The organism is Clostridium ljungdahlii, assembly GCF_001636845.1.
GTDB classification, from domain to species: Bacteria; Bacillota; Clostridia; order Clostridiales; family Clostridiaceae; genus Clostridium_B; species Clostridium_B ljungdahlii_A.
Map to the genome: position 1 here is coordinate 176,368 of NZ_LITT01000023.1, position 20,584 is coordinate 196,951.

Here is a 20,584-nt window from a genome sequence, read left to right on the forward strand (position 1 = left end):
TTTAATGGACAAAGGAAAACATAGATGGGTTAGCTTACATCAACATACGGAATATTCCCTCCTGGATTCTTCAGCTAAAATTCCAGAACTTATAGCCAGGGCAAAAGAACTGGGAATGGATAGCATGGCAATAACAGACCATGGTGTTATGTACGGATGTGTAGAATTTTATAAAGAAGCAAGGGCACAGGGAATCAAGCCTATAATAGGTTGTGAGATATATGTATCTCAGGGAGATATGACTATAAAGCAAAATAACGGAAAAAATGAAAACTATCATCTGGTACTTTTAGTGAAAAATGAAGAAGGATATCATAATTTAATGAAAATAGTATCCACAGCTTCTATAAAAGGATTTTACTATAAGCCAAGAGTAGACCATGATTATTTGAAAAATCACAGTGAAGGGTTAATAGCACTAAGTGCCTGTATGAGTGGTGAAGTTCAATCCAATATATTAAAAGGAAATATAGATAAAGCTGAAGAGACAGCTTTGTTTTATAAAAATACTTTTAAAGATGGTTTTTATTTGGAAATTCAATATCATGGAATAGCAGATCAGCTCAAGATAAATGAACAGTTGATTTCTATGTCTAAAAAATTAAATATACCTCTGGTTGCTACAAATGATGTACATTATATAAAAAAAGAAGATTACAGGGCTCATGATATTTTGCTTTGCATACAAACTGGCAAAACTGTAGATGAAGAAAATAGAATGAGATATCCTTCGGATGAATTTTATCTAAAATCACCAGATGAAATGTATGACATGTTTTCCAATGTTCCAGAGTCTCTAGAGAATACGATTAAAATAGCAGATCAGTGTAATTTCGATTATGAGTTTCATAAATCAAAGCTTCCTAAATTTCCCCTACCGGAAGATACAGATCCTTATGAGTACATGAAGGATTTATGCTATAAAGGACTTTATAAAAGATATAGTGATGTAACAGATGAATTGAAAAGTAGGCTGGAATATGAGCTAGGCATAATAAAGAAAATGGGTTATGTTGACTATTTTCTTATAGTATGGGATTTTATAAGATTTGCGAGAAAAAATGGGATAATGACAGGACCTGGACGAGGAAGTGGGGCAGGTTCTATAGTTGCCTATACACTTGAAATAACTAAAATAGATCCTATAAAATATAAGCTTATATTTGAACGTTTCTTAAATCCTGAAAGAGTTTCTATGCCGGATATTGACAGTGATTTTTGCTATGAAAGACGTGGAGAAGTAATAGATTATGTTGTAGAAAAATATGGTAAAAACAGTGTATCTCAAATTATAACTTTTGGAACCATGGCAGCCAAGATGTGTATAAGAGATGTAGGTAGAGCGATGAATTACAGTTATGGGGAAGTAGATAGAATAGCCAAAATGATACCTTCAATTCCAAATATAACTATAGATAAAGCACTTGATATGAATCCTGAGTTTAAAGAAGCTTATGACAGTGAGTCAAGAACTAAGGAACTTCTAGATATTGCTAGAGCACTTGAAGGACTTCCAAGGCATACCTCCACCCATGCGGCAGGAGTTGTTATAGCTTCAGAACCTCTTGTAAATTATGTGCCACTTCAAAAAAATGAAGATAATATAGTTACACAATTTACTATGAACACTCTGGAGGAACTAGGGCTTCTCAAAATGGACTTTTTAGGATTGCGTACGTTGACTGTTTTAAGAGATGCTGTTGAAATGATTAAAGAGGATAAGGGTATAGAAATTGACTTAGATACTATAGATTATGATGATAAAGCTGTTTACAATATGATAGGTGAAGGAAAAACTGTAGGGGTATTTCAGCTTGAGTCACCTGGTTTTAGTTCTTTTATGAAGGAACTAAAACCAGATTCTTTGGAGGATATAATAGCAGGTATCAGTCTGTATAGACCAGGGCCTATGTCAGAAATACCTAAATATATTAAAAACAAAAATAATCCTGAGGGGATAGAATATGTAACCCCTCAGCTTGAGCACATTCTTTCTGTTACTTATGGGTGTATGGTATACCAGGAACAAGTAATGCAAATTGTAAGGGATTTAGCAGGATATTCCATGGGTCGAAGTGATTTGGTAAGACGTGCTATGTCAAAAAAGAAGCATCATGTTATGGAAGAAGAGCGCCATAATTTTGTATATGGAATTGTAGATGAAAATGGAGAAATCCAGGTACCAGGCTGCGTGCGAAATGGTATATCTGAAAAAATAGCCAATGACATATTTGATTCTATGATGGATTTTGCATCCTACGCATTTAACAAATCCCATGCTGCAGCATATGCTGTAGTGGCATTTAGAACGGCGTATTTAATGTATTATTATCCTACTGAGTTTACAGCAGCTATGTTAAATAGTGTAAAAGGAGACAGTGAAAAAGTAGCCTATTATATAAGGTTTGCCAAAAGTATTGGAATAGAAATAATGCCTCCAAGTATTAATGAAAGCTGCACAAAGTTTACAGTAGAAGATGGAAATATAAGATTTGGATTATCTGCTATAAAAAATGTAGGTGAAAATGTAATAGATAGCATAGTCAGATCAAGGTTAAAACATGGTAAGTTTAAAGACCTGGTGGATTTTTGTAATAGTATAGATTTAAATTCCATAAATAAAAGAGTAGTAGAGAGCTTAATTAAAGCAGGTGCCTTTGACTGTTTTGGCGTGCTGAGGTCTCAACTTATAGCAGTACATGAAAAAGTAATTGACAGCGTTACAAATTCTAGAAAAAAGAATATAGAAGGACAGGTGAGTTTATTCTCTCAAATTGAAGATAGCAGTGTAAGAATAAAGTATCCTTCTATAGAAGAATTTAAAAAGCTAGATATGCTGGCTATGGAAAAGGAGATGACAGGATTATACCTTTCAGGACATCCACTGGATGAATATGTAAGAACATTAGAATTACAAACAGATACTAAAATATCTGACATAGTAGGTAGGAAGACTTTGGAAGATAATTTTGTAGAGGAAGCTAAAGTAAAAGACGGAGATAGAGTTATAGTTGGTGGTATACTTTCCGAAGTATCTAAAAAGATTACTAAAAATAATGATATGATGGCTTTTGCAAAGTTAGAAGATCTCTATGGACTTATGGAGATAATAGTATTTCCCAAAGTGTTTCAGAGAGTTAAGAGCCTAATTGAAGATGATTATATGATTATAGTAAAGGGCAGAGTAAGTGTAAGGGAAGATGAACAGCCTAAGCTTCTCTGTGAAGTTATAGAGCCTCTGGTGAGAATAGATACGGAAAAACTTTATATTTTGATTGAGGATCAAGATATTTTAAAGGAAGCTTTAGAGAGAATTAGACCGGTATTTGTAAACTTTAAAGGAAATATTCCCGTATATTTGTGTACAAAAAAAGAAAGAAAAAAGTTTAGGTTGGATAGGGAATTATGGATAAAATCTGATTTGGAACTTATGTCTTTTCTAAGAAAAAGCTTTGGAGATAATAATGTAAAAATTATATAGATAAGAAGTATATTTTTGTGAGAAAACAACCAAAATACTAGAAGAAAGAGATTCTTATAATATTTTGGTTGTTAGAATTTTATTTGAATAAAGTTCATAATGTGGTGAAAAGTACATAATTGTATGTTATAATTATGATTGTAATTGTAGTAAATTAAATTGGTTTTAACTAAAGAGGGACATAAATAGTCCCTGCGGTCATAGGGGGTGTGCGTATGAAAACAATAGCTGTGTTAACAAGTGGAGGAGATGCTCCTGGAATGAATGCTGCTATAAGGGCAGTAGTAAGGACAGCTCTAGATAAAAATTTAAACGTAATGGGAATTAAAAGAGGGTATAGTGGATTAATGAATGGCGAAATAGTACCCATGCAGAGGAGTAGTGTTGCAGACATTATACAAAGAGGAGGAACTATATTAAAGACCGCTAGATCTAAGGAATTTAAAACAGAAGAGGGAAGAGAAAGAGCAGTAAATATATTAAAAACATTTAGAATAGATGGATTAGTAGTTATAGGTGGAGATGGATCTTTTAGGGGAGCACATGAATTATCTAAATTAGGAATAGCTACGATAGGATTACCAGGAACTATAGATAATGATCTGGCATATACAGATTTTACTATAGGATTTGATACAGCAGTAAATACCGTTTTAGATGCTATAAATAAGTTAAGAGATACTTCTACTTCCCATGAAAGAGTAAGTATTGTAGAGGTTATGGGAAGAAATTGTGGAGATATAGCTCTTTATTCTGGACTTGCAGGTGGAGCTGAAAATATAATTTTACCTGAAAAAGGATATGATGAACAAGAATTGTGCAGAAGTATATTAGAAGCAAAGATGAAAGGAAAAATGCACAATTTAATATTACTTGCAGAAGGTATTGGTGGAGCTGAAGCTTTAGCTGAGAAGGTTGAGAATATTACCGGTATAGAAACTCGAGCTACAAAACTTGGACATATTCAAAGAGGAGGAAGTCCTACTTGTTCAGATAGAATTTTAGCTTCAAGATTTGGATATAGAGCTGTCGAATTGTTAGAACAAGGAAAATCTTCTAGAGTTGTTGGAATTAAAAATGGAAAGGTTGTTGATTTGGATATAGATGAGGCACTAAGTGAGCCAAGAAGGTTTGATGAAAAGCTGTATGAGATAGCTTATGCGCTAGCGTAAATAATATTTTCTATTAAGGAGTGTGTTACTGTGCAAAAAACAAAGATGATTTTCACCATTGGCCCCGCAAGTGGTTCAGAAGAAGTTTTGTCAGAACTTATTGAGGCTGGAATGAACGTATCAAGACATAATTTTTCTCACGGAGATCATGAAGAACATGAGAAGAGAATAAATATGGTAAAAAAACTTAGAGAAAAATACAATAAGCCAATAGCAATAATGCTTGATACAAAGGGACCTGAAATAAGAACAGGTAATTTTAAGGAAGATAAGGTGGAATTGCAAGAAGGGCAGCAGTTCGTTGTTTATTGTGGAGAAGATATTTTAGGTGATGAGACTAAATGTTCCATAACTTATGCTGAATTGAGTAATGATGTAAAAAAGGGCGACAGCATACTTATCGATGATGGTCTAGTTGGCCTTGAAGTTGAAAGTGTTGAAGCAAATAAAATAAATTGTACAGTTAAAAATAGTGGGGCAGTTGCCAATCATAAGGGTGTGAATGTACCTGGGGTTTCTATATCCATACCTGCCATAACTGAAAAAGATAAAGATGATTTGAAATTTGGATGTTATATGGAAATAGATATGGTAGCAGCATCCTTTATAAGAAAAGCAGCTGATGTTATGGCTATAAGGAAAGTACTTGAAGCAAATGGAGGACAAGATATACAGATATTTTCTAAAATAGAGAGTCAAGAAGGTGTTGACAACATAGATGAAATAATAAAGTTTTCTGATGGGGTAATGGTAGCAAGGGGAGATATGGGAGTAGAAATTCCTATAGAAAAAGTACCAATGATTCAGAAATTTATAATAGAAAAATGTAATAAGGCAGGAAAACCTGTTATAACTGCTACACAGATGCTTGATTCTATGATAAGAAATCCTAGACCAACAAGAGCAGAAGCTTCTGATATAGCTAATGCTATATTTGATGGTACAGATGCTATAATGCTAAGTGGAGAATCTGCTAATGGAAAATATCCTGTGGAAGCTGCTAAAACTATGGCAAGGATAGCTAAGAGAGCAGAGGAGCAAATTAATTATGATTCTTTGCTTGAGAAAAAGAGAGAAGCGCATATACAGAATGTACCAAATGCTATAAGTCTTGCTGCATGTTCTACAGCTTCAGAATTAAAAGCTTCTGCTATAATAACGGCTACTCAAAGTGGTAATACTGCTAGAATGGTTTCAAAATACAGACCAGGATGTCATGTTATAGCTGTAACTCCAAGTGGTAAAGTAGCCAGGGGGCTTGCTTTAAATTGGGGCGTTTTTCCAATACTTGCTAAAAAGGTAGAATCTACAGATGAAATGATAGACAATTCTGTTGAAATAGCTTTGAAAAGTGGATATGTAAAAAAAGGAGACCTGGTAATCATAGCAGCAGGCATACCTGTAAGCTATTCTGGAACTACCAATATGCTTAAAGTTCATATAGTAGGAGATATACTAGCTCAGGGAAGAGGTTCAGGGACTAGACCAGGTTATGGAACTGCAAAGATAGTAAGTAGTCCGAAAGAAGCAGATGAAGTAGTTGAAAAGGACGATATTCTAGTAGTTAAAGATTTGGATAAAGGATATATTAATATTTTGGATAGAGTGGCAGGAATCATAGCAGAAAAAGGTGGATTAACTTCTCACCTTGCTATTGAATGCCTTACAAGAGAAATACCTATTATTTGCAATGCAGGAGGTGCTACTGAAATATTAAAGACAGGTACATTTATTACTATGGACGTTATAAGAGGAATAGTATATAATGGCAGAGTAAATATAATGTAGTTATATTTTTGAATATATCAAATATTTATTGAAATTTAACATAACTTTAATGTATAATATAACAATATGTGGCTAAAATTATATAACAGAGAAAGTAAGACAACTGATTCTATTTTTTGCACCTTTGCGGGTGCAATTTTTTTTGTACAAAGTGCTTTTTTAATTGTATACTGTACTTATGGAAATTTTGAATGACAAATTGGATTAGTTCTAGATTTTGTTTAAGTAGGTGAATGTATGAGTGAAAAAATAGAAAAAAATAAGGAATATATAATTGAAATAGATGGCATGGGATACCAGGGAGAAGGAGTTGGAAAGGTAGATGGGTTTACAATTTTTATACAGGGAGCTATTCAGGGAGAGAAGGTAAAGGTAAAAGTCATAAAGGTAAATAAAAATTTTGCTTTTGGAAAATTGGTAGAGGTACTTGAACCATCTCCTTATAGAGTAAATCCTCTCTGCAGTATATATAAAAGATGCGGTGGATGCCAGCTTCAGCATATGTCCTATGAAGGGCAACTTGATTTCAAAAAAAAGAGAGTAAAAGATTGTTTAGAGAGAATAGGAAAATTTGAAGTAGAGGAAGAGGATAAAATATTTAGAGATAATGTTTTAGAGAAAAACAGCGAAGATACTTCAGTAAAATTGTATAACACTCTAGGTATGACAAATCCCTATAGATATAGAAATAAAGTACAATTGCCAGTAGGTAAATGTAATAAAAAAATAAATATAGGATTTTATGCAAAGGCAAGTCATGAAATAATAGATATGGAAAGCTGTCTTATTCAGAACGAAACTTCGGATAAAATAGTGAAACTCATTAGAGATTGGATTGAAAAGTATAATGTAGAGCCTTATGATGAAAAAATAGGCAGGGGTACTATAAAACATATAATAACTAGAAAAGGATTTGCTACAGGTGAAGTTATGCTGGTAATTGTAACCTTTACTGAAAACTTGCCTCATAAAAAAGAACTTGTAGAACTTATGTGTAAGAACGTACCTGGAATAAAGAGCATAGTACATAATATAAATAATAATAAAACGAATGTTATATTAGGCAAAAAATGTGTAAATCTATGGGGACAGGATACTATAAGGGATGCTATAGGTAATTTTAAATTTAACATATCCCCTCTTTCGTTTTTTCAGGTAAATCCTATTCAAACGGAAGTGCTTTACAGTAAAGCATTGGAATATGCAGGTTTAAGCGGGAATGAAGTTGTGTTTGATGCTTATTGTGGTACAGGAACTATATCTTTATTTTTATCTCAAAAGGCAAAAAAGGTATATGGTGTGGAAATAATAGATGAAGCCATAAAAAATGCAAGAATAAATGCTGAAGAGAATGGGGTAAATAATGTAGAGTTTATAATGGGAAAGTCTGAGATAGTGATACCAGAACTCATAAGCAAAGGAATAAAGGCTGATGTGGTAGTGGTTGATCCACCAAGAAAGGGATGTGATATGGGGCTTCTTAAGGCAATTTCAGATATGGCACCAAGGACTGTGGTTTATGTGTCCTGTGATCCTGCAACTCTTGCTAGGGATTTAGCAGTCTTGAGGGAGCTTGGATACATGACTAAGGAAGTGCAGCCTGTGGATATGTTTGCACAAACTGCCCACGTGGAGACTGTGGCTAAGCTTAAAAGGAAAGACAGTTAGAGGTACTGGTATAGCTGGGGCTATCGAATGGTAAAAACTGTATATGCTTGGTGATACTGAGGTAGGAAACAGTAAGTTAAGAATGAAAAGAAGTTAAAAATTAGCTTCTTTTTGTTTTAGTATTAAAAAAAATTTACTTTTAAAAGAATTTACTATCAAAAAATGTATGAAAAGAAACATTAAAAATTTTAAAAAGTAGAACGTAATATGTACTATTATTTATATTATACAAATATTTTTATGTAAATATGCAGCCCTTAAATCAGAAAGATAAATTAAATACTGTTATAGCACTTTATAAAAAATAATCTAACGTGTTGCTCTAATTGATTCATTGTATTGAAAATAGTTGTTTTCCTAGAGCAGAATTTTCTGATTTTTTAAATTTAAGTAGTTCTTTTCAATGGTTTCAAAATTTAACTAACACAGCAGGTAACTATAATAAATTATTACGAAAGGTTAAAAATAATTGTTATGAAAAAACACAAGTATTCATTATTACTTAATTATGATTGCCAAACATTATTGAGTTTGAAAACTATATCATATGAAAATCCAATTATTGCTATGGAATTTAATGCTTTTTTATCACTATTCTGTTGGGAAGCTTTAAAATATTTTAAAAAATATAAAATTCCACTAAATATTACTGAGAATAAAAATTTTTCAATGGAGAATGTTCGTCTTAAAACAAAATTATTTGAAGATAAATATGCTAAAGCTGAGAAAACGATTTTAAATTGTGATTATTTACAAGATTATATTTTTAAACGTAAACTACGTTTTAGATTTATGCAAGATTGGAACATTCATTATAACTTAGGGATTTTTATTGATAGAAAAGGTAATATAGTTGGAAATTCTCAATACGGTTATTATATTTATCAAGATAATTGATTATTGAAGAAACGTATACCTGAAGTAATAAAGTTAACAAATACAAAAATGATAAATTATGAATTTGTTCCAAGAAAATATTATGATTATGGATATTATTGTGGACAAGTGCACATTGAAGTTAAGAGAAAAAGTAATGGTCTGCCAGTTCTTTCTAAAGGTGATATTGAAGAAATTATGGAAGCATATTTAGGGGACTTTGATTCAAAAATATTAGAAGACCCTATGATGTCGAATTTAGCAAAGGTAATAACCGGTGTAGGAAGATTTAGTTATGCAAATGTATGGGAAGCAAAGAGTATCAATGGTGGGGATGCAAAATATGGATTTATTCTTTAAAATAATTGAAAAGATGACTATATTTGAAGGAAACAAGATTATTGTAACCTTGCTTGATGTTACTGAGGTTGAAGTTGTAATTGAATAAAGGATTTAAGGAGAGCCAGAAGGAGTGAACTATAAAATTCACTATGACTGTTTTTTTATTATAGAGGAAACTCAACTTTTTTCTACAAAATAATGCCTTGAGGACATTGGAATGACTGGGTTTCAAATTAAGTGAAAAAGATTACAAGCCATTAGAAACTATATAAAAGGACATGTGAATACACGTGTTAGTTCAGCATGAATAGTGTATATTGCTGACGGCTTAAAAATATTTCATAGAGTTTATTGACTAATCTAGTCAATAAGACTACAATATAATTGACTAAATTAGTCAATACGGTTGAAAGGAGGATTTTTAAGTGGAAGAATTGACAAAACACAAGATATTTACAATGGACGCTATGAAGCGTGATACATTGTTTACTGTGGCCATGAGCAAGTTTGCTAAGAGCGGCTACAAGAAAACCACTACTGATGAGATAATCTCAGAGGCAGAAATATCAAAAGGTCTGCTTTTTCATTATTTTGGAACGAAAAAGGATTTGTATATATTTTTATTTGAATATGCTAACACAACAATAATGCAGGATTTCTATGGACAAATTAATATAAAGGAAAAGGATATTTTAGAAAGACTTCGGAAAATGTTTCTATTGAAGATAGAGCTGACCAATAAATATCCTGCTATCTTTGATTTTGTGGCATCAGCATTTTATGAAAAAGATCCTACAGTGGCTACAAAAATTAGTAAGTACACAAATCAATTGTATTCTGATGCTCAGAAGGAGATATTTAAAGACATTGATCTATCTCTTTTTAAGGAGAACATTGATACACATAAAGCAGTTAACATTATTATATACACCTTTAGAGGCTATAGCGAAGCTCAGGCTTCACCTGAAAAACGCACTGAAGATTACCGTAAGGAATATAAGAGATATATAAAGGACATTAATGAGTATATAACGATGCTGCGTGCAGCATTTTATAAGGAGGGCGAATAGTATGAAATTCGCTTATAGTTTTAGTGACATTACAAATGAAGCTATTGGGTTTGCAGGGGGAAAGGGTAGTTCACTTTGCAAGATGTACAATGCAAGAATTAATGTTCCAAACGGATTTGTCATTTTATCTACAGCTTTTGAGAATAATGAGTTGAAGGTAGAAGCACACTCAGATATTGGAAAGTGTCTTGAAATGCTTTCTGACAGCACTTTTGCAGTTCGATCATCCGCTCTTTCAGAGGACAGCGCAAAAACCTCATTTGCAGGGGAGTTTGAATCGGTATTGGATGTTGCAAGGGTTGATGTATTTTCTGCAATAAGAACGGTTGCAGCTTCGGCAAAGTCTGAACGTGTGAGCGAATATAGCAAGATTCATGGAATTGATGATGCTCACAAAATTGCAGTTGTAGTTCAAAGTATGATAAATGCAAAGACGGCAGGGGTGGTTTTTTCTGCGAACCCAATTACCGGAAGCCATGCAAATATGGCAGGAAACTTTGTTTTTGGTGCAGGGGAGCAGCTTGTTTCAGGGGAGAAAAACGCTTATCCTTTTAGTATTTCAAGAATTGGTGGAAAATATAATGGTGATAAATCCTTGGTAGCCCATGCTAAGGCCTTGTATAAAGCAATATTGAAGGCAGAGGAGATTTTTGGATGCATGCTTGATATTGAATGGGTTGTGGATGACGGAAGGCTTTACATTGTGCAGGCGCGTCCAATTACAACTCTTCAAACCATTGATTATGATACCTATGAGATAAATCAAAGCCTTGACACAGATGCATTATGGAGCAGTAATAATGTAGGAGAGGCTGTACCTGATGTAATGAGTCCGTTTACCTGGAGCTTGCTGCATGAGATGGATTTGGAGTGCCAGAAAGTGCCCGGGTATTTCATGTTTGGCAATATTTGTGGGAGAACCTATTCAAATATCAGTGTTATGATTTCTGCCTTAAGGGTACTTGGATTTAATGTTGAAAAGTCAAAAGAGTTTATAGGTGATGTGTTTGGTCACATCCCTGAGAACATCGAAGTACCTGTTTATCCCTTTGGAACGGCTCAATTAATCAAGGAGATGTTCCAGAGATCCAAAAAGAGCATAAAAAGGATGTGGGATTCAAAAAAACAAAAGGCTTACTACTTGGAGCATACACCTGTGTGGTATGTGGAAACTCTTGAAAGGATAGAAGCTGCAAACACCAAGGAGGAATTATTAAGGCTCTGGATATCTGATGTAAGGCCCTTTTTGTCTGCATTATGGTATATATGGTTTGGTGGAGCAGGAAGTGCAACACTAACAACCCTCAGAAGAAAGCTTGTTAAGATGACAGGGGAAGAATTAGCCAATCTGTTATGTTCTAATTTCAGTGGTGAACAAAGTCTTGTAAGCATGAAGCCGCTTCTGGCAATAGAGCAAGTGATGTGTGGCAGCTTAACTCCTGAAAAATATCTGGAACTTTACGGCCACAGAAGCCCCCATGAGTTTGAGGTTTATTATGGATATCCTGCAGATGATCCATCCTTTATTGAAAAGCAAATTAAAGAATTTAAGAACGTAAACATAAGTGCCACAGAGCTAATGAAAAAGCAACAAAGTGAATTTATTAGGGGAAAAAAGCTTTTTATACAAAAATTTCCTGGTAAACAGGAATGGCTTGAGAAAAAGCTTAAAAAGGTTTCTAATGATGCACATACCCGTGAATCACTGAGAAATGAGTTTGTGAAAGTTTTTAGAGTCATGAGGCATTTGCTTCTGAAAATCGGATCAGTTACAGGGATTGGCAATGACATATTTATGATGTACTGCTTTGAAGTTCCAAAATTCCTGCAGGGGAACACTGAGATGCTTGTTAAGCTACCCATGAGGCGTAAAAATTTTGAAGAATACCAAAAGATGCCAGTTTTTCCACAGTTAATTAGGGGAAGGTTTAATCCAAAGGAATGGATCAATTCTAAGGATAGAAGGCAGGACTATTATGATCCTAATGCTAGGACACCGGTAAAGGACGAAAATACAATTAAAGGTTTTGCAGGTGCCTCAGGCATAGTTGAAGGGAGAGTTCGTATTTTGCACAGCTTTGAGGAAGCAGAAGATTTTCAAAATGGAGAAATACTCGTAACAACTATGACAAACATTGGCTGGACACCTTTGTTTCCAAAAGCGACTGCGATTATTACCGATCTTGGTGCACCACTATCCCATGCCGCTATTGTGGCACGTGAACTGGGCATTCCAGCAGTTGTAGGATGTGGAATTGCAACTACGGAACTTAAAACAGGCGATTTTGTAATTGTTAACGGCAGTATTGGTGTTGTTACGAAAAAAAGTTAAGCTTTGATATATAAATTTAAATGGTAATGATTAATCAGGTTTGTTTTTTACAGATTATAAAAAGTATTTGTTACTGAAAATAATGATCATGACTTGTAGCTGTTAGAGCTTCTGGATTTTGTATGTTATTTGCTAGAACATTATTTTTTATTTATTTGGAACATAATCACAAATAAATCATAGCCTTATTAAATATGAAAGTTAAAAAAGATGTTGTAAAAATATAAATTTTACTCTACAATAAACATATAATTACATAGAATAATATTACATAGGAATATCAGAGGGCGGAACAGGTAGCCGCCACCATGCAGAAATGCGATAGGAGATGTAGATTACCACCTACCTAATATTCCAACGGATTTATTCCACGGTGCTTTTGTACCGTGGATTTGTATTCTTACAATAAAAAGCTGTGATCCAGCACCAGCGAATGCACCCGGTATGAAGGAAAGTATGTCGATACGAGCCTCTAAAACCATTATGAAACAAACAATTCCAACTGCAATACCTACTGCTACAGGAAGTGATAATCCTTGCTTATTAAGTAAAGTAAAGCCTTGGATTGCGATAAAAGCCCATAATGCACCAACTAAGTTAGCAACTAAAGTTTTAGTTAATCCTTCAACCTTTGCACCTGAAGCAAAATAGCATGCCCAAGAAATAAAACCAATCCAAATAATTAAACCAAAATTAAGACCTATACCTGCCCAAAGTCCTGCAAGTATAGCAATTGTAATAGCTACAGAAGTTAAATAATCCATAATAAGTCCTCCTTAATAAATTAAATAATACTTTTTGTAAACGTATATTACAATGGATACCTCCTTATGATATAATTATACAAAATATTCAACGGTGGCAAATAGCGATATAATGCTGTAAACGAATTAGTAGAAAATACTAATTCAACTGATGATATACCATTTTAACAAGAATTGATGATAAATATAAAGTAAATAAAAGAATAGGATGTGTTAATGATGGATGAGGAAATTAAGGAACTTACATTATTATTGTTATATTTAACTTCGTGGGAGGAAGGTTCTGAATCATATAGATGTAGAAGAAGTTGGAAAGGATACGATTTTGAAACACTTAATGAATTAAAAGATCAAGGATTTATTGATGGTGGCTACAAATCTAAATCAGTGTATTTTACAGATGAAGGCATAAGGAAAGCTGAAGAATTAATATGTAGCTACCTCAAAAATTTTAAATCAGCTGACAAATAGCAATTATTTAAGAGTGAGGAATAGAAGATGAATATAAATAATTTTGAGAATCATGTAAACAAAACGATTTTAGACAGAGGATATTGCTATTACAATTGATAATGTTACAAAAGGGAGTTGTAATCAAGCAAAAAACTATTAAAGTAGCCATGATAAGCATGTATATGGATACCTATGAATGGGAAAAATAAACCCGAGGTGATAACATATGAAAAACATTGGTGTGGAAAAAGGATTGTCCAGAATGGCAGATTATCTAAATGCTCAAGGATATTCAGTGCAAATTTTAGGGGAAGATCTTGAGAATAATGTTTCAAAGTGCAAAAATTTAGATGCAATTGTTACAGCAGGATATAATACAGATATGATGGGTTTTAGTGATACTTCTACAAAAGTTCCTGTCATTAATGCTGACGGTTTAACAGAAGAAGAAGTAAAAAATATGATTCAGCAGAAAACTACTAGACAATAAATATCAGCATTTCTGTTCGTAGAAGGTAGGATATGAGGAACTAACATAGAAACATAATAGGATTAAGGAGTTGAAATACCTTAGTCCTATCTTTTATGTGTGGATGGGCATTGTATGATAGTCTATAGTTTAATTACGAATACAGTTTGTAACATTTTTTCAAAATTAATAGCATTTTTAGTAGAAAAATGCTTAGAATATAATTTGAGAAATATAAAGAATTACTCCAAAAATTAATGTTAATACTAGAGCAGTAGGCAGTATTTTTTTTAACACATTTCCTTCTTTCCCAGGAATTCCTGCAGTAGTTGTTCCTAGTACGATATTTCCAGGAGAAATTGAAGTCCCTATAGCACCACCAGCAGTATGAGCGCCTAAAATTGCCGAAGTGTTTAGTCCTAGAAGTTTTGCAGTTGTTAACTGAAAATTCCCAAAAATTATATTGGAAGACATGTTACTGCTTGTCATAAAAGAGCCTAAAAGTCCTATAAAAGGGCCTATTAGAGAATAATATGGACCAAGAATTTTGGCAGTACCTAATGCAAGTACTGTTGTTTGTCCTGTACCTTCCATAACTCTAGACATCATTATTAGTGACATAACAGCTATGCTTGAAGGTAGTGTCTTTTTTAGGGATCTTGTCAAAATAGTCTTAGCAGAATTGTTTGGAAGATAACCTTTTCTTAAATAATATATAAATCCACATACAGCTGAAATAAATAAAAATGTTCCTGCATTTGTAAATGGCTTTATAGGAGAATAGAACTTCACTGCCGGATTTACAATACCATAACCAGTACTAGTTTCACTAAAGGTTGGTGCTATACTCCACTGTCCTAGAAAATTATTTATTATAGGAATTAAAAGCACTGATAAAGTTATAAATGTCATAATATAATAGGGTATAAAAGCTTGGTGAATATTCATGTTTCCTTTAGCTTTTAAAGTTATTTCTTTTTTGTTTGAAGTTCTGTTCATTATTTGACTGTTTGCAATCTCCCAATCACTTCTATAGTATTTGCTTCTGCTTAATAGGAAGAAGACAACAAGTGCAATACAACTAGGAATAAAGCAGGCAAGAATTTGGTTTATCTGACAAAACAGAAGTTGTCCACCACTTTGGATAATAGAAATAACTACTATTGCCAAAAAGCCTTTTTTTACAGCTTTTTTTCTACCGTAAAACCAGCAAATTACTGTAATAGCAGTGAAATTTAGAAGCCATATAAAACTAGTAGCAAAAATAGCAGTTTTATTTAATAATACTGTATCTTTTATTCCTGTTTGCATAATAAGAGATTGCCAGGCAACTGCAAGTGTGCCAAAAGTACCAGCCCAACAATGGCCTATCAATGGTATTATTACTGCCCATATAGGCTTTACTCCTATAGCAATTAAAATAGGTGATGTAACAGCAACTGGTACTCCGAAGCCTGTTACTCCTTGAAGAAAACTTGCAAAAACAACTCCAATTCCTATAATTCGGAGAAGTTCATTTGGTACAATTTTTTTTATACTATTCTTTAAAACTTTAAAGGCTTTTGCTTCATTAGTAACTTCATATATTAAAATAGCGGTAAAAATAATAATTATAATTGTAAATGCATTCCATATAGATTTTAATAATTCAGTACCTATAACACCTATTCCTGCTTTAAAAAATATAACACTGTTTATTATAGCAATGATAAGTCCAATTGGAGCAGCTTTAGATGCTCCTAGTTGAAATTTAATCATCAAAACAAGAAGAATTAATATAGGAAATAGTGCTAATGTCCACATCATTATGTTTATTGGTAATGTCATATAAATACCACCTTTAGAAGTTCTATATATTTAATATATACTCTGTTAAGAGAAGTATACTTTAAGTATATTTTTAATGTATACTTAAATCAATCATATTTGTAAAACTTAGTAAATAAGTATTGAAATAAGTTAAAAAAAGTGGTAACAAATGATACTGAACTTATAATTTTTCAGTGATAAACTAATAATAAATCAATTCTAAGGAGGAAAGAATATGGATATAATAAGTTTAAAAAGGCAGCATACCGAAGTAATGAATTTAGCTAATTATATATTGAATAATATTAAAAATTGTACTGTAGATGAAAACATACATGAAATTGTTCAAGGTATAAATACTATTACTGGCAAACTTAAGATACATTTATTAAATGAAGATAAGTACTTGTATCCTTATCTTTTAAACAGTCCAGATAAAGCATTGAATACGTTTGGTAAAAAGTATAGTGAAGAAATGAAGAAAGTTACTGAAGCATATGAAAATTATAAATCAAAATATAATACATCTAATAAGATAAGAAATAATATTGAAGGGTTTAAGCAAGATACAATACAAATTTTTAAGGTCGTATCAGATAGAATAGATAGAGAAGAAAAGGAGCTATACCCATTACTATAAATGTCAAGTTTTACATAGTATTAAAGAAAGATGATATTGTTGTATATAAAGAGATTAAAATATTAAAAGCTTAGTTAAATTTTAGTTTGTAAAAATTTAGCTAAGCCTTTTTATGCTTTATTAGATTTACATAAAAGTTAAATGTTGATCTATATTAGTTCCCCTGCAAATTTTACTTAAGTATAGCATCAATTTATTTTTAAAGCAATATCTTTTAAAATAAATAAAAATGTCTATATGCTGGAGGGTTTACTAATATCGCAATTTGGATTTTATTAGATTTTGTTGTAATATATAGTATATAGGGAAATGAAAGGGGAGGTAATATATGGCTTTTTTTAAAAACATGCGAGTAAGGATAAAATTGATTTTATGTTTTCTCATTATATCTATATTAATTGTTATTGTTGGAATTATAGGTATAAATTCATTGAGAATTGCGGATACAAATTCTCATGAAATGTACAGCAATAGCCTACAAAGTGTGTACATGCTTACAGATATGAAACAAAATTTGACACAGGCTGAGGCAGATGTACTCCAATTGGTTTATGTAAAGGATAATTCTAAGAAGGATGATTTAGAAAAAGACATTCAGCAAAATAAGGCTGAAAGTGATAAATATATCTCAAATTATGAAAAGCTATCCATGAACGACGAAGAAAAGCAAATATGGTCTACATTTAAAAATCAACTCAGTCAATATAGAACTTTGAGGGAAGACGTTGTCAAATTTGTAGATACGGCAAATAATGATAAGGTAGTAACACAGTATGAACAATTAATAGGGTATAAAACGGAAATGTTTAGCAACCTTGAAAAACTTATAAGTATAAATAATGATAGTGCCAAGGCATCTGATGTAGATAACCATTTAGTATACATAAATTCAAATAGATCTATGACAATATTAATGATAATAGGATTACTAATTGCAATAGGCCTTGGATTACTTATATCAAGAGATATAAGTAATCCATTAATGGAAACATTAGATTTTGCAGAAAATTTATCAAAATTTGATTTAACCCATGAGTATCAAGTTACTAGAAAAGATGAATTTGGTAAAACCAGTGAGGCACTTATAAAAGCCCAGAATAATATCAAAGAACTTATAAAAGTAATAATGGATAATTCACAGGATATGAGTGCATCTAGTGAAGAGCTTTCTTCTACGTCAGAAGAATTATCATCGAAAGTTCAAGAAATAGATAATGCAGTAACAAATATAACATCTCAAATTGAAGATGCAAGTGCATCATCAGAACAAATATCTGCATCTATACAAGAAGTAGATTCAAGCATCAATGAGTTATCTGGCAAAGCAATAGAGGGAAGCAATAATGCAAGCAATGCAAAAGAAAAGTCCACCAAAGGCAAGGAAGATGGAAAAGAGATCATGGATCAGGTACAAAATTTGTATAAGGAAAAGAGAAGCAATATGCTGCAGGCAATTGAAGATGGAAAGGTTGTTAAGAATATAAGGGTTATGGCAGACACTATTTCAGGTATTGCAGAACAGACAAATTTGCTTGCACTAAATGCATCTATAGAGGCAGCTAGGGCAGGAGAACAGGGAAAAGGCTTTGAAGTAGTTGCACAGGAGGTAGGGAAACTTGCAGAAGAATCCCAAAATGCTGTATCAAGTATACAGAATACTATTTTAAAGGTTCAGGATGCATCTAAAAAGTTATCTGAAAATGGTAGTGATTTGTTAAAATTTATAAATGAAGAGATATACGGAAAAATTGAGCAGCTTAGAGGTATAATAGGCTACTATAGTGAGGATTCAGATTTTGTAAGTAAGATGTCGGAAGAAATAGCATCTATGTCGGAAGAACTTACTGCCACAGTTGGTCAAGTAAGTGATGCAATTCAAAATGTGGCATCAACTTCACAGAAATCGAGTCAAAGTGTACAAAATATAAAAATAGGTGTTAGTGAAACAACTAAGGCAATAAATCAGGTGGCTTTGAGTGCACAAAGTCAGGCTGAATTTTCACAAAAACTCAGTGAGATGGTACAAAAGTTTAAGATTTAGAAGAGTTCATAGCTAAAGTTTTTTTACGATAAATATGATATAATGGTGTTGTTTAGAATTTTGCCATAAAGGTTCATCAATATTAAAATTTAGGAGATAAGCGAGTTGAAAAGAAATAAGATATTTGTTAGTGGTTATGCAAAACTTCCAGGTGGAATAACTGCAACTGAAGTTTATACTGAAATTGCAATGACAGCTGTTTTAGATAGGATTACGGGAAAAATATATGAAATAGAGTGTACACTTGTAACTAATACAGCAAGAGAATACATAAAAAAATTGCTTATTGGTAGAAACATAAAAGATATAGATGATATGGTAAAAGATATTTCTGATAATTATTTTGGAATTGCTAAAAAAGCTATAATAGCGTCGTTGACAAACTGTTATGAAAGATATATACTTATTACCAAAAGCGGTAATGAAGACAAATAAATGTAAATTTAATGAGAGTGCCATTTTGTTATGGTGCAAAGTTATCCCTTTGCATGAAAGTGACAGGAACACGGCATTAATATATTCTAAAGTATATTAATGCTGTTTTTTGATGTTGTTTTTTAATTAAAAGTATATAAGTTGAATAAAAGGAGGTATAAGTAAAATTAAAAAAGGTTTCAATTAATATATTTAAATAATATTTTAGGAAAGGATGTTTGTAATTGTGGGTTATGTATTTATTATTTTAGCTGCTGTAATTTTTAGTACGATGGAAATCGTAGGCAAGCTAGCTGTGGGTTTAAACCCATTGCAATTAAATTTTCTTAGATTTCTAATAGGAGGATTAATTTTATTACCACCAACTATTAAAGCTGTGAGAAATAAAAAAATGAAGTTTAAAAAGGATGATTTATATTATTTTTTAGGTACAGGATTTTTATGTGTTGTACTCAGTATGTCCCTGTTTCAATTGGCAATTACATTTACAAAGGCATCTACAGTTGCCATAATTTTTAGTACAAACCCTGTATTTACAGTAATGTTTGCATATTTGTTCTTAAAAGAAGATTTAAATAGAGGTACTATTATATCAATTATATTTAGTCTGATTGGTATAGTGTGCATACTAAATCCTTTTGGTACAGTTAGTGATGTAAAAGGAATAGTATTATCTATTTTAGCAGCTGTTACTTTTTCACTCTATAGTGTAGTTGGAAAGTTGAGATCTGAAAAGTATGGAAGTATTACTTTAAATTGTGTTAGTTTTTTAGTTGGAGATGTTATCATGCTTCTGATTATATTATTATCAAATCTTCCAGTAGTTAGCAGCATAATAAATCCTAAGGGTGGTTTAAGTTTTATGTCTCATATACCAATTATTTATGGAATAAATGCTGCTAATATAATTCCAGTAATATTTTTAGGAATTGTAGTAACGGGGTTGGGATATATGTTTTATTTTATGGCTATGGATGAGACTTCAGCAACCACAGCATCTATAGTTTTCTTTATTAAACCAGCACTTGCACCTATTTTTGCATTAATTGCTTTAAGTGAAAAAATACCTATGAATACTGTCATAGGAATATGCTTCATACTAATAGGATCCTATTTTTCCTTCACAGCTAAGAGTAGAGCTAAAGTTGGAGAAATAGAAGGTTAAATAAGAATTGTATAGTCATAAGTTAACTTTACAGCATAAGAATTTTGTTGAATAAGGCATATATTTGTGTTAATATTAT

The 20,584-nt window shown here is 32.3% G+C and carries 15 protein-coding genes and 1 pseudogene; 14 read left to right on the forward strand and 2 right to left on the reverse strand.

Annotation, left to right across the window (positions count from 1 at the left end; translation table 11 throughout):
- Nucleotides 1-4: 4 nt before the first annotated feature.
- The 8 genes and pseudogenes from WY13_RS10570 to WY13_RS10605 all read left to right on the forward strand — a co-directional run bounded on the left by WY13_RS10570 (nt 5) and on the right by WY13_RS10605 (nt 12,729).
- Complete coding sequence (locus WY13_RS10570) at nt 5-3,481, forward strand: DNA polymerase III subunit alpha (protein WP_063555624.1); 3,477 nt, start codon at nt 5-7, stop codon at nt 3,479-3,481.
- Between the two features lie 215 nt (nt 3,482-3,696).
- A complete protein-coding gene (gene pfkA / locus WY13_RS10575; RefSeq protein WP_063555625.1) occupies nt 3,697-4,653 on the forward strand; it encodes a 6-phosphofructokinase in 957 nt (318 codons plus the stop codon).
- Nucleotides 4,654-4,683: 30 nt separating this feature from the next.
- Nucleotides 4,684-6,441 carry a pyruvate kinase gene (gene pyk, locus WY13_RS10580; protein WP_063555626.1) on the forward strand — a complete coding sequence of 586 codons (1,758 nt, stop codon included), beginning with the start codon at nt 4,684-4,686 and terminating at the stop codon, nt 6,439-6,441.
- A 237-nt stretch (nt 6,442-6,678) separates the two neighbouring features.
- Nucleotides 6,679-8,109 (forward strand): 23S rRNA (uracil(1939)-C(5))-methyltransferase RlmD, encoded by a 1,431-nt coding sequence (gene rlmD, locus WY13_RS10585; protein WP_063555627.1) that lies wholly within the window; start codon nt 6,679-6,681, stop codon nt 8,107-8,109.
- Nucleotides 8,110-8,583: 474 nt separating this feature from the next.
- Nucleotides 8,584-9,006 carry a hypothetical protein gene (locus WY13_RS10590; RefSeq protein WP_063555628.1) on the forward strand — a complete coding sequence of 141 codons (423 nt, stop codon included), beginning with the start codon at nt 8,584-8,586 and terminating at the stop codon, nt 9,004-9,006.
- Nucleotides 9,007-9,234: 228 nt separating this feature from the next.
- Nucleotides 9,235-9,342 (forward strand): annotated as a pseudogene (locus WY13_RS20995) (ssDNA-binding protein); the annotation flags it as partial.
- Between the two features lie 410 nt (nt 9,343-9,752).
- Nucleotides 9,753-10,397 (forward strand): TetR/AcrR family transcriptional regulator, encoded by a 645-nt coding sequence (locus tag WY13_RS10600; protein WP_063555630.1) that lies wholly within the window; start codon nt 9,753-9,755, stop codon nt 10,395-10,397.
- 1 nt (nt 10,398) lies between these two features.
- The gene (locus WY13_RS10605) at nt 10,399-12,729 is read left to right on the forward strand and encodes a PEP/pyruvate-binding domain-containing protein (RefSeq protein WP_063555631.1); all 2,331 of its coding nucleotides are present in this window, start codon (nt 10,399-10,401) and stop codon (nt 12,727-12,729) included.
- A 335-nt stretch (nt 12,730-13,064) separates the two neighbouring features.
- Here WY13_RS10605 and WY13_RS10610 read toward each other — a convergent pair whose 3' ends face one another.
- A complete protein-coding gene (locus WY13_RS10610; RefSeq protein WP_063555632.1) occupies nt 13,065-13,493 on the reverse strand; it encodes a DUF1097 domain-containing protein in 429 nt (142 codons plus the stop codon).
- Nucleotides 13,494-13,712: 219 nt separating this feature from the next.
- Between WY13_RS10610 and WY13_RS10615 the strand changes: the two genes are divergently transcribed.
- Together WY13_RS10615 and WY13_RS10620 are read left to right on the forward strand one after the other, a co-directional pair.
- Nucleotides 13,713-13,964, forward strand: a complete 252-nt coding sequence (locus WY13_RS10615) for a DUF6429 family protein (protein ID WP_192845025.1) — start codon at nt 13,713-13,715, stop codon at nt 13,962-13,964.
- 208 nt (nt 13,965-14,172) lie between these two features.
- Nucleotides 14,173-14,436, forward strand: coding sequence for a YkuS family protein (locus WY13_RS10620; RefSeq protein WP_063555634.1), 264 nt, complete (start codon nt 14,173-14,175; stop codon nt 14,434-14,436).
- Nucleotides 14,437-14,628: 192 nt separating this feature from the next.
- Here WY13_RS10620 and WY13_RS10625 read toward each other — a convergent pair whose 3' ends face one another.
- Nucleotides 14,629-16,242, reverse strand: coding sequence for an L-lactate permease (locus WY13_RS10625; protein WP_063555635.1), 1,614 nt, complete (start codon nt 16,240-16,242; stop codon nt 14,629-14,631).
- Nucleotides 16,243-16,459: 217 nt separating this feature from the next.
- Between WY13_RS10625 and WY13_RS10630 the strand changes: the two genes are divergently transcribed.
- From WY13_RS10630 to WY13_RS10645, 4 genes are all read left to right on the forward strand, one after another.
- Entirely contained in the window at nt 16,460-16,864 is a 405-nt protein-coding gene (locus WY13_RS10630) for a hemerythrin domain-containing protein (protein WP_063555636.1), read from the forward strand.
- Between the two features lie 328 nt (nt 16,865-17,192).
- The gene (locus tag WY13_RS10635; RefSeq protein WP_063555637.1) at nt 17,193-18,905 is read left to right on the forward strand and encodes a methyl-accepting chemotaxis protein; all 1,713 of its coding nucleotides are present in this window, start codon (nt 17,193-17,195) and stop codon (nt 18,903-18,905) included.
- A 105-nt stretch (nt 18,906-19,010) separates the two neighbouring features.
- Nucleotides 19,011-19,340 (forward strand): DUF3870 domain-containing protein, encoded by a 330-nt coding sequence (locus WY13_RS10640; protein ID WP_023162616.1) that lies wholly within the window; start codon nt 19,011-19,013, stop codon nt 19,338-19,340.
- 226 nt (nt 19,341-19,566) lie between these two features.
- Nucleotides 19,567-20,505, forward strand: coding sequence for a DMT family transporter (locus WY13_RS10645; RefSeq protein WP_029170137.1), 939 nt, complete (start codon nt 19,567-19,569; stop codon nt 20,503-20,505).
- Nucleotides 20,506-20,584 lie beyond the last annotated feature (79 nt).

Bases quoted from the DNA above. Each gene is read 5' to 3' on its own strand.
- WY13_RS10570 (WP_063555624.1), top strand. From the start codon at position 5: ATGGACAAAGGAAAACATAGATGGGTTAGCTTACATCAACATACGGAA.
- pfkA (WP_063555625.1), top strand. From the start codon at position 3,697: ATGAAAACAATAGCTGTGTTAACAAGTGGAGGAGATGCTCCTGGAATG.
- rlmD (WP_063555627.1), top strand. From the start codon at position 6,679: ATGAGTGAAAAAATAGAAAAAAATAAGGAATATATAATTGAAATAGAT.
- WY13_RS10590 (WP_063555628.1), top strand. From the start codon at position 8,584: ATGAAAAAACACAAGTATTCATTATTACTTAATTATGATTGCCAAACA.
- WY13_RS10605 (WP_063555631.1), top strand. From the start codon at position 10,399: ATGAAATTCGCTTATAGTTTTAGTGACATTACAAATGAAGCTATTGGG.
- WY13_RS10610 (WP_063555632.1), bottom strand. From the start codon at position 13,493: ATGGATTATTTAACTTCTGTAGCTATTACAATTGCTATACTTGCAGGA.
- WY13_RS10615 (WP_192845025.1), top strand. From the start codon at position 13,713: ATGGATGAGGAAATTAAGGAACTTACATTATTATTGTTATATTTAACT.
- WY13_RS10620 (WP_063555634.1), top strand. From the start codon at position 14,173: ATGAAAAACATTGGTGTGGAAAAAGGATTGTCCAGAATGGCAGATTAT.
- WY13_RS10625 (WP_063555635.1), bottom strand. From the start codon at position 16,242: ATGACATTACCAATAAACATAATGATGTGGACATTAGCACTATTTCCT.
- WY13_RS10630 (WP_063555636.1), top strand. From the start codon at position 16,460: ATGGATATAATAAGTTTAAAAAGGCAGCATACCGAAGTAATGAATTTA.
- WY13_RS10635 (WP_063555637.1), top strand. From the start codon at position 17,193: ATGGCTTTTTTTAAAAACATGCGAGTAAGGATAAAATTGATTTTATGT.